The following is a 13,049-nucleotide window of genomic DNA, read 5'->3' on the forward strand; positions in this document are numbered from 1 at the left end:
ATAATAAATGGATTTATTTTCGAATAGCTATTTTGTATTGTTCTTAATTATTTTAATCGGTTTTATTATTGGTAGAATTAAAATAAAAGGAATTTCGCTTGATGTTTCGGCAGTTATTTTTGTAGCATTATTTTTTGGGCATTATGGAGTTGTAGTGCCAAAAGACTTTCAATATTTGGGTTTAGTATTATTTATTTTTACAATTGGAATACAAGCTGGTCCAAGTTTTTTTGAATCATTTAAAAAAAATGGTCGAGAATTGGCATTACTAGCAAGTACCCTTATTCTAAGTGCTGGGATAATTACATTTGGGGTTTTTTATTTTTTTGAAATTGATAAAAGTTTATGTATTGGTTTATTAAATGGAGCTTTAACAAGTACACCCGGACTAGCTGCAGCAATTGATGCAACTGGCTCTCCATTAGCCTCTATTGGTTATGGTATAGGTTATCCGTTTGGTGTTATTGGAGTAATTCTTTTTGTTAGTTTTTTACCTAAAATTCTTCGTAAAGATCTTAAGAAGGAAGAGGAAATTTATAAAAAGGAAGTAATGACTGGTTTTCCAGAAATTACACGAAAATATTTCATTGTTGAAAATGAGAATGTAATTGGCAAAACCTTGGGTGAATTAAATATTAGATTCATGACCAAGGCAGTTATTTCCAGAATTATGCATGAAGGAAATGTAATTGTTCCTGATCCGAAAGTAGTATTTCATAAGGGAGATATTATAAAAGCAGTTGGTACAAATGATGCTCTGGAAAGAGTTAAATTGTTAATAGGTAATGAAACTAATCAAGAAATTCCTTCAGACAATAACTTTGATATACGATCAATATTGGTTACAAATAAAGATGTTGTTAAAAAAACCTTAGGACAATTAAATATATTGGAAACTTATCGGGCTACTGTTACAAGAATTCGTCGATCAGGTATTAACATTTCTCCAAGTCCATCAACAAAATTGCAATTTGGTGATAAATTAATTGTTGTTTGTCATAAAGATACAATGAAGCATGTTAGTCGTATTTTTGGAGATGACACAAGTAAACTTTCAAATACAGACTTTTTACCTATTGCAACGGGTATAATACTAGGTATTTTAGTTGGTAAGTTAAGTATTAACTTTAGCTCATTTTCTTTTAGTTTTGGACTAACAGGAGGGATTTTATTGGTAGCATTAATTCTTGGTAGAACTGGTAAAACAGGTCCAATAATGTGGACAATGACAGGAGCAGCCAATCAATTACTAAGACAATTTGGATTGTTGTTCTTTTTAGCCTCAGTTGGTACTAGTGCAGGCTCAAGTCTAGTTGAAACCTTTTTATCATATGGATTAGAGTTATTTATATATGGCATAGTTATTACTCTTATACCAATGATAATAACAACCATTGTTGCTATATATGTGTTAAAACTAAACATACTTACCATTTTAGGAACCTTAACTGGAAGTATGACAAGTACACCAGGTTTAGCTGCAGTTGATAATATGGTGGATACGGATGCGGCTGCAGTTGCATATGCAACTGTTTATCCAATTGCAATGGTTTTATTAATAATTGTTGTTCAAATTTTAAGTTTACTTTAATTATTAAAATAAAGACTTTTTATCAAGTTCTTTTTTAGAGAGAGTGGCTTTATCAAAAAATTCAGATAAAGTAATTTTAGGATTAGAATATAAGTATACTTCTGTTGAATTTTTGGCATATATATCTATAGTGTCAGTTGCGTTAATGTAAGCATCAGAAGAATTTGAAGCATTTATAATCACATCTTTAGCAAAAAAATCTTTTCCTTTTAGGGAAGAATTTCCAAGTGTTTCAACTTCAAAAATATTTGAAGAGCCATCAATACTTACAATTGCTCTATCTATTAAGTTAAAAACAGCTTCTTTTGAATCAATTGTACCTTTAATAGTAGAAGATTCTTCAGCTCTTATAAAAATATTGTCACATAAAATTTCAAATTTTAAATTACTTGTTTTTTTACTATTAATTTTAAGAAGTTTTGAGTTTAATTTTAAACTTATATCAGAATTGTCAAAGGCATTTATTGTTAAAGTATCAATAGGTAGTAAATTTTTAGATTTAATATTAGACTTATTGTAGCTATAAATTTCCTTTAAATTTTTATTAACTTTAATATGAACAACTAATTCCTTTTTTTTAAGAATTTTATCTTTTATTTTAATGGAAAGCGTTCCTTTATTTATTTCAGTAATAATTGAATTTTGAAGATTTGAATCGGTTTCAACACTTACAGATTGGTTATCATTATAAACCAAAAGAACATCAACATCATCGATTATTTCTAACTTATTGAATTCGGATATATTTCTATTTTCAGTGGTAACTTCTTTATTCCCTTTTAATTTTTCTTGAGCTGTAATAACAGATGTTATAAATAATGTAAATAAAAAGGCAATTTTATATGAATTTTTCATAATTATGTTTTTATCAAATTTAATAAATTAATTTATTAGTTAATAATTTGCTTATTTAAAAATCTATGCTAAATTTGTGCCATAAATGAAGAATAATAGTTTAAATATGATTTGGTGGTGGAACTCTCTTAAAAAATAAGCGAGGAGCATCCATTATATTTAATTCACAATATATAACAAAAAGGACTTATCGCAAGATAAGTCCTTTTTTATTTCAACTAAAATGAAAACATTAAAATTTAAAACAATATCAAAACAACAATTGGCAGATACAATTACTCCAGTAGGAATGTATTCGAAAATTAGAGATAAATATGCCAATAGTTTATTGTTAGAAAGTTCAGATTATCACAGTAAAGAAGAAAGTTTCACATTTATTTGTGCAGAACCTATAGTTACTTTAAAAGCCGATGAGAATACGTTTTCTTATTGTTATAAAGATAAAGTGATAGATAGTAAAATAATTGACCGAGATTTTTATAAAATATTTCAAGAGTATAGTAAAACTATTGATGTTGATTGTGATGCAGCTATAAAATCTTATAATGGTTTTTATGGTTATGTTTCTTATAATTCAATACAATATTTTGAAACAATTAAATTAAAAGCAAAAAAAGCAGCTTCAGAAATTCCGGATTTACAGTTCAGTTTCTTTCGTTTTATAATTGTAATCAATCATTTTAATGATGAATTAACCTTAATTGAAAATATTGAAGAAGGCGAAGAATCTAGAATTGAAGAAATTCAAACCTTGATCAATGCAAGAACATATGGTTTATATAAGTTTGAGATTAAAGGCGAAGAATCATCCAATTGTACCGATGAATATTTTAAAAACAATGTAGCTAAAGCTAAACAACATTGTAAAAGAGGAGATGTTTTCCAATTGGTATTGTCACGTCAATATCAGCAATCATTTTCAGGAGATGATTTTAATGTTTATAGAGCATTACGTTCAATAAACCCTTCACCATATTTATTTTATTTCGATTATGGAAGTTTTAAATTAATGGGGTCTTCACCAGAAGCTCAAATTAAGATAGATGAAGAAAAAGCCATCATCAATCCTATTGCTGGAACGTTTAGAAGAACTGGAGATATGGCAAAAGATATTTTGTTAGGAGAAAAACTATCAAATGATAAAAAAGAAACTGCTGAACACGTAATGTTGGTTGATTTAGCACGTAATGATTTAAGTAAACACGCAAGTAATGTTACTGTTGAGGTATTTAAAGAAGTACAATATTTTAGCCATGTAATTCATCTGGTTTCTACAGTTCAAGGAAAACCAAAAGGAAAGGCAATTGAGATAGTAGGAGATACATTTCCTGCCGGGACATTAAGTGGAGCTCCAAAATTTAAAGCAATGGAATTAATTGATTCTTATGAAAATCAGACTAGAGGATTTTATGGAGGCGCTGTTGGTTTTATTGGGTTAGATAATAGTGTGAATTTAGCAATTGCTATCCGTTCATTTGTAAGTAAAAATAATACTTTGTATTATCAGGCTGGAGCCGGAATTGTAATGAAATCTACAGAAGAAGGAGAGTTACAAGAAGTAAATAATAAATTAGCTGCTTTGAAAAAGGCATTAACTTTAGCAGAAAAAATTTAGAAGATGAAGATTTTAATATTAGATAATTACGACTCATTTACCTATAATTTGGTTCATATGGTTGAAGATATTACTGGTGAATATCCAGCAGTATTTAGAAATGATGAAATTTCAATAGCAGCTATTAATGAGTACGATTTAATTATACTTTCTCCAGGTCCTGGAATTCCAGATGAAGCTGGTATTTTAAAAGAAACAATTAAAACTTATGCTGGAAAAAAGCCAATATTTGGTGTATGTTTAGGCTTGCAAGCAATTACTGAAGTTTTTGGAGGAAGTTTAGAAAATATGGATGAAGTATTTCATGGTGTAGCAACAACAATGAGTATTACTGATAAAGATGCTATTATTTATAAAGATTTCCCGAAAGAATTTGAGGCTGCAAGATATCATTCTTGGATTGCTTCAAAAATTGATTTTCCAGAAGAATTACAAATTACTGCTATTGATGAATTTGGAGATATTATGTCTTTACAACATAAAAAACACAATATAAGTGCTGTTCAATTTCACCCAGAGTCTATTTTAACACCTCTAGGAGAGAAAATGGTTCGTAATTTTATAGATGCCTATTCCAACCTTCCCAAAGGGAAGGAGTTGAATGAGTAGAAAACAAAATTAAATAAATTTCCCCTTTGGGGAATTAAAAGGGGCTTATGAAAAAAATACTAAATAAATTATTTGAGCAACAACGCTTAACTAAACAGGAAGCAAAAGAGGTATTAATCCAAATAGCAGCGGAGAAATATAATGCTTCTCAAATGGCATCATTTTTAACTGTATTTTTAATGAGACCAATTTCAGTAAATGAATTGGCTGGTTTTAGAGAAGCTTTATTAGAATTGGCTGTAAAAGTTGATTTATCGGACTTTAACACGATTGATTTATGTGGAACTGGAGGTGATGGAAAAGACACTTTTAATATTTCTACGCTAACTTCTTTTATTGTTGCGGGGACAGGAAATAAAGTCGCCAAACACGGTAATTATAGTGCTTCTTCAGTAAGTGGTTCTTCTAATATGTTAGAATATTTAGGGTATAAATTTACTAATAATGAAGCCACTTTAAAAAGACAAATAGATGAAACTAATATTTGCTTTTTACATGCGCCATTATTTCATCCAGCTATGAAGGCAATAGGGCCAGTAAGAAGAGAATTGGAAATGAAAACATTTTTTAATATGCTGGGCCCGTTGGTAAATCCAAGTTTTCCTCAAAATCAAATGGTTGGAGTTTTTAACCTAGAAGTTGCAAGAATTTACAATTATTTATTGCAGGAAACCAGTCAGAATTATGGAATAGTTCATAGTATAGATGGCTATGATGAAATTTCCTTAACAAGTGGTTTTAAGCTGTTTACAAAAGGAAACGAACAATTAATAACTCCAGAAGATTTAGGCTTGAAAAGATTAAATCAAGAAGAGATTTTTGGAGGAGATTCAGTTGAAGCTTCAGCCAAAATATTTGTTTCAATTATAGAAGGAAAGGGATCAGAAGCTCAAAATAATACGGTTTTAACAAATGCAGCGTTTGCATTAAAAACATTTGACAATAGTAAATCTTTTGAAACTGCTTTTGAAGAAGCAAAAGATTCATTATTTGGGTTAAAAGCAAAAGAAAGTTTATCAAAATTAGTACAATAAGAAATGAATATTTTAGATAAAATAATAGCACATAAAAAGCAAGAAGTTGCTCAATTAAGAAAAGAAGTCCAAATTGAAAAACTTGTTAAAAGTCCAAATTTTCAAAGAACTCCACTTTCATTAAAAAAGAGTTTGTTGAGTATTGGATCAACTGGAATTATCGCAGAATTTAAACGTCAATCTCCTTCAAAAGGGATAATTAATGACAAAGCAACAATTGAAGATGTTACAAATGGATATTTAGATGCTAAAGTAGCGGCGCAATCTATTTTAACCGATGCTCACTTTTTTGGAGGTAACATTTTGGACGTAATGAAAGCACGTGCAATACAAGATACAACTCCAATTTTACGAAAAGATTTTATTGTTGATGGGTTTCAAATAGTTGAAGCCAAAGCAATTGGGGCAGATGTAATTTTGTTAATTGCAGCTTGTTTAACAAAAGAAGAACTTAAGAATTACGGGAAATTGGCAGCAGATTTAGGTCTAGAAGTATTGTATGAAGTTCATAATCAAGAGGAATTAGATAAAATAGAATTGGACAATAAAATTATTGGGATTAACAATAGAAACTTAAAAACTTTTGAGGTTGATTTAGAGCATTCAATTGAATTGGCAAGTAAAATACCTGACAGTTGTATTAAAGTTTCAGAAAGTGGATTAAATGATCCAAGAGTAATTACAGGTTTAAAAGAATATGGTTTTCAAGGATTTTTAATAGGTGAGAACTTTATGAAAACTGAAAATCCTGGTCAGGCTTGTAAAGAATTTATTGATCAAATAGGGTAGAGTTATTAGAATTAAAAGGATGAACTCTAGTGTCATTCCTGCGAAGGCAGGAATCCAAAACCAACAAAGTATAGATACCTGCCAGAGCAGGTATGACAAATTAAAGATAAAAGAACATTAAAGATGTTAGTAAAAGTTTGCGGAATGCGAGATGCCGAAAATATTTTGGACCTAATAAAATTAGAACCAGATTATTTAGGTTTTATTTTTTACAAAAAATCGAAGCGTTTTGTTACTAATTTTCCTGAAGTTGAAATTCCATCAAAAATTAAAAAGGTTGGAGTTTTTGTAAATGAAACAATTGATAATATTATTGAAATTATGGAAAAACATCAATTAGAAGCTGTTCAATTACATGGGGATGAATCTCCTGAATACTGTGAGGAATTAAAAGTTTTGCTTATTCGTAAAGTAGAAATTTTAAAAGCTTTTTCTGTAGACGATTATTTTGATTTTTCTAACACAAATGCCTATGAAAAGGTATGTGATTATTTCCTTTTTGATACAAAAGGAAAAGATTACGGAGGAAACGGAGTTAAATTTAATTGGCAGGTATTAGAAAAATATAAAGGAAAAATTCCATTTTTATTAAGTGGAGGAATATCAAAGAATGATTCAAAGGCAATATTGTCATTCCTGCACAGGAAGGAATCTAATAAATGTATTGGTATTGATATTAACAGCGGTTTTGAAATTGAAGCTGCATTGAAAAATATAGAAGATATTAAAGAATTTAAACAAAATTTATAATGAGTTATTTTGTAGATGAAAAAGGATATTACGGACAATTTGGAGGCGCTTACATTCCTGAAATGCTGTATCCGAATGTAGAAGAATTGCGTCAGAATTATTTAAAAATAATGCAAGAGGATTCTTTTAAAAAGGAGTTTGATGAGCTATTAAAAGAATATGTTGGAAGACCAACTCCGTTGTATTTTGCAAAACGGTTGTCCGAAAAATACAACACGAAAATTTATTTGAAACGAGAAGATTTATGTCATACCGGAGCTCATAAAGTAAACAACACAATTGGGCAAATTTTAATGGCAAAGCGCCTAGGTAAAAACCGAATTATTGCCGAAACAGGAGCAGGACAACACGGGGTTGCAACTGCTACAGTTTGCGCATTAATGGGAATTGAATGTATTGTGTATATGGGTGAAATTGACATTGCACGTCAGGCACCAAATGTGGCCCGTATGAAAATGTTAGGAGCGACTGTTGTTCCTGCTTTATCAGGTAGTAGAACCTTAAAGGATGCGACAAATGAAGCAATTAGAGATTGGATTAACAATCCGGTAGATACACATTATATTATTGGTTCAGTTGTTGGGCCACATCCTTATCCAGATATGGTTGCTCGTTTTCAATCTGTAATTTCGGAAGAAATTAAATGGCAACTAAATAAAAAAGAAGGAAATGAAAATCCGGATTATGTAATTGCTTGTGTTGGTGGAGGAAGTAATGCGGCAGGTGCTTTTTATCATTATTTAGACGAAGAAAGTGTAAAGTTAATAGCTGTTGAAGCAGCAGGTTTAGGTGTAGATTCTGGAGAAAGTGCTGCAACAAGTGTTTTAGGAAATGAAGGAATAATTCACGGAAGTAAAACATTATTAATGCAAACACAGGACGGACAAATTACAGAGCCATATTCAATTTCAGCGGGGTTAGATTATCCTGGAGTTGGACCTTTACATGCGCATTTATGTGAAAGTAAGCGTGCTGAATTTGTTTCTGTAACTGATGATGAAGCAATGCAAGCAGGATTAGAGTTGTGTGAGTTAGAAGGAATTATTCCAGCAATTGAAAGTTCTCATGCATTGGCTATTTTCAAAAAGAAAGCATTTAAAGAAAATGATGTTATTGTATTGAATTTATCTGGTAGAGGAGATAAAGATTTAGATACTTATATAAAATATTTTAAGTTGTAAAAAATGAATAGAATAAATCAAAAATTACAAGAAGATAAAAAACTGTTGTCTATATATTTTACAGCCGGTTTTCCACAATTAAATGACACATTTACAATAATTGAAAAGTTGGAGGAAAGTGGAGTTGATATGATTGAAATAGGATTGCCTTTTAGTGATCCTTTAGCCGATGGGCCAACAATTCAAGAGAGTTCAACTACAGCTCTAAACAATGGGATGACAACAAAAGTGCTTTTTGAACAATTAAAAGATATTAGAAAAACAGTTTCTATCCCATTAATTATTATGGGTTATTTTAACCCAATGATGCAATATGGAATTGAAGAATTCTGTAAAAAATGTGCTGAAATTGGTATCGATGGATTGATAATTCCTGATTTGCCAGTAAAAGAATATACAGATAATTATAAAGCTATTTTTGAAAAATATGGTTTGATAAATGTGTTTTTAATTACTCCCCAAACTTCTGATGAGCGTATAAGGTTTGTAGATGATATCTCAGATGGGTTTATTTATATGGTGAGTTCAGCCAGTGTAACTGGATCACAAAGTGGATTTGGAAATACGCAGGAAGAATACTTTCAAAGGATTGCTTCTATGAAGTTAAAAGCACCACAAATAATTGGTTTTGGGATATCTAATGCCGAAACTTTTAAGCAGGCAACCTCTAAAGCAAAAGGAGCAATTATAGGTTCTGCTTTTGTTAAGCATTTAAGTAATAAAGGAGTTGGTTCTATTAATGAATTTATAAAAGAAATCTGTTGATTTTTTTAAATGTTAAAAGTTGAATAGTAATAGATATTATTCAACTTTTAATAATTTAATATCAAATATTAATACAGAACCTCCAGGTATTCCGTTATAGTAATTGCTACCGTAACCTAATTGTGATGGAACTAAAAGAATTCCTTCTCCACCTTCATTAAAATAAGTAATACCTTCTGTCCAACCCTTAATAACTTGTTGTAAATTAAAAGTTATTCCGGCAGCATTACTTTGGTCAAAAACAGATCCATCTAAAAAATAACCTTTATAACTTACGGTAACATTAGAGTCGCTATTTGGCGCAGCACCATTTCCTTGTTCAGTAATTACATAATACAATCCAGAATTACTTTTTTGAGCTGTTAAATTATTGTCCTCAATATATTGAATAATATCTGCTTCAGTTTCAGCTTTTGTAATTGTTGAATTACTTGTTTTATTACAAGAAAATAAAATAATTGAAAGCAAAAAGAATATATATGGTTTCATAAATCTTACGTTATTTTTTAATTAGCTGCGAATATAAGGTAAATTCCTACAATTTTTATGTGAAGACGGTTCAGATTAATAAAAAAAGATTATCATTTCTAATATATTTGTTGATGTAATTTTAGAATGATATATTTAGAGAATAAACTTAAAAATCAATAATAGATGGAATTACCTAAAAGAGCAGGAGATAATCCTTTAGCTGTTGAATTGGAAGAAGGAAAAAAATATGCTTGGTGTACTTGTGGTTTATCCGAAAGCCAACCTTTTTGCGATGGACAGCATAAAGGAAAGGGTATGTCTCCTCAAGTTTTTACTGCCGAAAAAACAGAGACTAAATATTTATGTAGTTGTAAAGAAACTAAAAATGGCCCATTTTGCGATGGTTCACATAAATAGTTAAAAAAACTTTTTATACTGTAAAACCCTAAAATCAAATGTATTGAAATTAGGGTTTTGTTGTTTTAATAACTTGTATTCAGGGTTACTACCAACTGCTCTATTTGCCGCACCTGAAGGTGCCGTTAATGAAATTACCTTTATAGTTCTTTCTTCAAATTCAAAATGATGAATTTTTGGCGTTTCAGTAGAAATTGGAATTAAATTAGTTTGTTGTTCTTTTAATTGCCTTCTTAAATGATATTCGGGACCATTTTTACTATTTCCTCCAGTTAAAAGTAACGTGTCAACTAAATGATGTCTTTTAAGAAAATAAGGCAAGTTTCTTAACTGAATGTTCAACATTCCTAAATCTGAAGCATCTATTTTTTCTCGTTCACAAGATTCAACAATATCACAAATACCAATATTATTTGAAATTAGAAAATCTTTCCTTTGTTGAATTGCAAATTCAGTAGTTTCAAATTTAAGATTTAGATTAAAAATTTCATCTAAAATTTTCCATAATTGTCCATCAATACTACCATAGCAAAAGTTTACATCACCTTTTTTTAAATTTCCCATGTAAAAACGGGGAGGAGGTAAGGTTCCAACAATTAGTTTAGTTGCCGCTTTTGGAATAAATGGAGGATATGGATGTTTATGTATGAACATTAATGTTTTTTTACAATTATATAATTTTATAAAACTAATGAATAAAAAAATACTACTTAAATTTGCAATCTATTAAGTTAATATGTTTGAATCAATAAAGAGATTTTTTAAAAGTTTTAATTTTCTAAAAGCAGTTGTATTAGCTTCAGCAATGATTGCTCCTATACTAATTTCAAATGTATTATTTGGTAAGATTTCCTTTGGTTTTAGTATTGCTCTAGGTGTTTTATTTTGTTTTCCAACAGATGTTCCTGGAGGGTTTAAGCACAAGTATTTAGGAATAATAAGTGCAGTTTTTTTATCGTTTTGTTTGACATTAATTTTTGGTTCAATAGCGCATTTAATTTGGCTACTGTTGCCTTTGTTAGGCGTTTTTGTATTTCTAGTTTCATATGTTTCAGTTTTTGGTTTTAGAGCTTCTTTAATAGCTTTTTCGGGTTTGTTAGCAATAGTATTAAGTTTTGCTAATGATTATAATGAAATTCCTTTATTAACACACGCGTTTTTAATAGCTTTAGGTGGACTTTGGTATATATCTTTGTCTATTCTTACTTTACTTTTATTTCCTAAGTTTCAAACAGATGATTTATTTATTGATACAATTGAAAAAACAGCTGAGTTTTTAAGGTTGAGAGGTGATTTGTTGGTTTGCAAAACGAATAGAGATAAATTAAGCATTAGAATGTTTGAGCTTCAAACTGAAATTAATGAAAGTCACGAATCTATTCGAGGAATAATTTTAAGCAAAAGACTTAAATCTGGATTTTCTAATATAACCAGAAGGCAACAATTGTTTTTTTCTGAATTATTAGATATTTATGAATTAGCTATTTCAAATCCAATTAATTACGAAAAATTTGATGAAGTTTTTAAACAACATAAAGAGAAAATTGAGGAGTTTAAAAATTTGAGTTATGAAATGGCGCTTCAATTAGAGCATATTGCCAAAGTAATAAGAAAGGAAGAACCGCTAAAAGCCAATTCTATCATTCCGGAAAAATTAAATGAAATTCAAAGAAATATTGATTATTACAGAATTTTAATTGGAATGCCAAAAGCAAGAGTTGGAACCTTAATGCTGTTGAATTTAAAAAGTTATCAAGAAAAACAAGCTCAAAATATTATTGGATTGGAGCGAGTTCTTTCAAATTATAATAAAAACAATACTATTTCAAGTATTAAAGATGCGGGTAGGTTTATAACTCCTCAAGATTACGATTTAAAAAAATTGATCGATAATTTAAGTTTTAAATCTCCCATATTTAAGCATTCCTTAAGGCTTGCAATTATTGTAATGCTGGGTTTTGTAATTGGAAGAGCTTTTGAAATGCAAAATCCATATTGGATATTAATAACCATTATTGTAATAATGAGGCCTAGTTTTGGGCTTACTAAAGAAAGATCTATACATAGAGTTTTTGGAACTTTAATAGGTGCTGGTTTGGCAACATTAGTTATTTTAATTACACAAAATACTATTTTGTATGGGGTATTAGCGATAATTTCCTTACCACTTGCTTTTTCTTTGATGCAGTATAATTATAGAAATGCAGCTATTTTTATAACCCTAAATGTAGTATTTGTTTATGCTTTAATTGAGCCAAATATTTTATCAGTAATTAAATTTAGAATTTTTGATACTTTAATTGGAGCGACTTTATCTTTTGGGGCAAATTATTTGCTTTGGCCTTCTTGGCAATTTCAAAATATTTCTGAATCTTTTATAGATGCGCTTAAATCAAACCGTATTTTTTTAAAGCAAATAGATGTTTATTATCATAAGAAAGGAGAGGTTCCTACGAGCTTTAAATTGGCTAGAAAAGAAGCGTTTTTAAATGTTGGAAATTTAAATGCAGCCTATCAGAGAATGAACCAAGATCCAAAATCTAAACAAAAGGAACTTTCAATTATTTATAAAATTGTTGTTTTAAACAATACGTTTTTAAGTTCCTTAACTTCTTTAGGTACCTTTTTTAGAAATAATAAAACAACTGAACCGTCACCTCATTTTAAAGTTTATGTTGAGCATATCATTTCAAATTTAAATATTGCCATTCAATTGCTTGAAAATAATTTAATTAAAGAAGAAGTTGAACATTCGGATGTTAAAAAAGCGGAAGATTTGTTTGACAGTAATTTTGAAACTCTTTCAAAAAAGCGTGATGCTGAAATAAAACAAGGAATAGAAATTTCCCCTGAACTTGGCTCAAAATTAAAAGAAGCTCAACTAGTTTCGGAACAAGTTAAATGGTTATTCAACTTATCTGAAATATTAGTTTCTTCTGTTAAGCAATATAAGATATAAGCCTGGATTCGAC

At 29.5% G+C, this 13,049-nt stretch carries 13 protein-coding genes; 10 read left to right on the forward strand and 3 right to left on the reverse strand.

Annotated features, from left to right (window positions below; genetic code table 11):
* The first annotated feature begins 7 nt into the window (after window positions 1-7).
* Window positions 8-1,591 carry an aspartate:alanine exchanger family transporter gene (locus CHB63_RS14910; RefSeq protein ID WP_089379271.1) on the forward strand — a complete coding sequence of 528 codons (1,584 nt, stop codon included), beginning with the start codon at window positions 8-10 and terminating at the stop codon, window positions 1,589-1,591.
* Window positions 1,592-1,594: 3 nt separating this feature from the next.
* On the opposite strand, the gene CHB63_RS14915 is transcribed toward CHB63_RS14910, so the two are convergent.
* Entirely contained in the window at window positions 1,595-2,446 is an 852-nt protein-coding gene (locus CHB63_RS14915) for a GIN domain-containing protein (RefSeq protein WP_089379272.1), read from the reverse strand.
* Window positions 2,447-2,669: 223 nt separating this feature from the next.
* Here CHB63_RS14915 and CHB63_RS14920 point away from each other — a divergent pair, with 223 nt between their 5' ends.
* The 7 genes from CHB63_RS14920 (at window position 2,670) to trpA (ending at window position 9,189) form a co-directional block, all read left to right on the forward strand.
* The gene (locus tag CHB63_RS14920; protein ID WP_089379273.1) at window positions 2,670-4,061 is read left to right on the forward strand and encodes an anthranilate synthase component I family protein; all 1,392 of its coding nucleotides are present in this window, start codon (window positions 2,670-2,672) and stop codon (window positions 4,059-4,061) included.
* Window positions 4,062-4,064: 3 nt separating this feature from the next.
* Window positions 4,065-4,670, forward strand: coding sequence for an anthranilate synthase component II (locus tag CHB63_RS14925; RefSeq protein ID WP_089379274.1), 606 nt, complete (start codon window positions 4,065-4,067; stop codon window positions 4,668-4,670).
* 47 nt (window positions 4,671-4,717) lie between these two features.
* Complete coding sequence (gene trpD, locus CHB63_RS14930) at window positions 4,718-5,704, forward strand: anthranilate phosphoribosyltransferase (protein WP_089379275.1); 987 nt, start codon at window positions 4,718-4,720, stop codon at window positions 5,702-5,704.
* A gap of 3 nt (window positions 5,705-5,707) precedes the next feature.
* Window positions 5,708-6,493 (forward strand): indole-3-glycerol phosphate synthase TrpC, encoded by a 786-nt coding sequence (gene trpC, locus CHB63_RS14935; protein WP_089379276.1) that lies wholly within the window; start codon window positions 5,708-5,710, stop codon window positions 6,491-6,493.
* A gap of 123 nt (window positions 6,494-6,616) precedes the next feature.
* On the forward strand, window positions 6,617-7,243 hold the full coding sequence (locus CHB63_RS14940) for a phosphoribosylanthranilate isomerase (protein WP_089379277.1): 627 nt from the start codon (window positions 6,617-6,619) through the stop codon (window positions 7,241-7,243).
* The gene (gene trpB / locus CHB63_RS14945) at window positions 7,243-8,424 is read left to right on the forward strand and encodes a tryptophan synthase subunit beta (RefSeq protein ID WP_089379278.1); all 1,182 of its coding nucleotides are present in this window, start codon (window positions 7,243-7,245) and stop codon (window positions 8,422-8,424) included. The genes CHB63_RS14940 and trpB overlap by 1 nt, the downstream gene beginning before the upstream one ends.
* A gap of 3 nt (window positions 8,425-8,427) precedes the next feature.
* Window positions 8,428-9,189 (forward strand): tryptophan synthase subunit alpha, encoded by a 762-nt coding sequence (trpA, locus tag CHB63_RS14950; RefSeq protein ID WP_089379279.1) that lies wholly within the window; start codon window positions 8,428-8,430, stop codon window positions 9,187-9,189.
* A gap of 36 nt (window positions 9,190-9,225) precedes the next feature.
* Here trpA and CHB63_RS14955 read toward each other — a convergent pair whose 3' ends face one another.
* The gene (locus tag CHB63_RS14955; protein ID WP_089379280.1) at window positions 9,226-9,678 is read right to left on the reverse strand and encodes an FKBP-type peptidyl-prolyl cis-trans isomerase; all 453 of its coding nucleotides are present in this window, start codon (window positions 9,676-9,678) and stop codon (window positions 9,226-9,228) included.
* A 165-nt stretch (window positions 9,679-9,843) separates the two neighbouring features.
* Between CHB63_RS14955 and CHB63_RS14960 the strand changes: the two genes are divergently transcribed.
* A complete protein-coding gene (locus tag CHB63_RS14960) occupies window positions 9,844-10,077 on the forward strand; it encodes a CDGSH iron-sulfur domain-containing protein (RefSeq protein WP_089379281.1) in 234 nt (77 codons plus the stop codon).
* On the opposite strand, the gene CHB63_RS14965 is transcribed toward CHB63_RS14960, so the two are convergent.
* Window positions 10,078-10,731: a uracil-DNA glycosylase family protein gene (locus tag CHB63_RS14965; RefSeq protein WP_089379282.1), complete on the reverse strand. Its 654-nt coding sequence runs from the start codon at window positions 10,729-10,731 to the stop codon at window positions 10,078-10,080.
* Window positions 10,732-10,813: 82 nt separating this feature from the next.
* Here CHB63_RS14965 and CHB63_RS14970 point away from each other — a divergent pair, with 82 nt between their 5' ends.
* Window positions 10,814-13,036 (forward strand): FUSC family protein, encoded by a 2,223-nt coding sequence (locus CHB63_RS14970; protein ID WP_089379283.1) that lies wholly within the window; start codon window positions 10,814-10,816, stop codon window positions 13,034-13,036.
* Window positions 13,037-13,049: the final 13 nt, after the last annotated feature.

Origin of the sequence: Lutibacter flavus, from assembly GCF_900188355.1 — a bacterium.
Taxonomy (GTDB): Bacteria; Bacteroidota; Bacteroidia; order Flavobacteriales; family Flavobacteriaceae; genus Lutibacter; species Lutibacter flavus.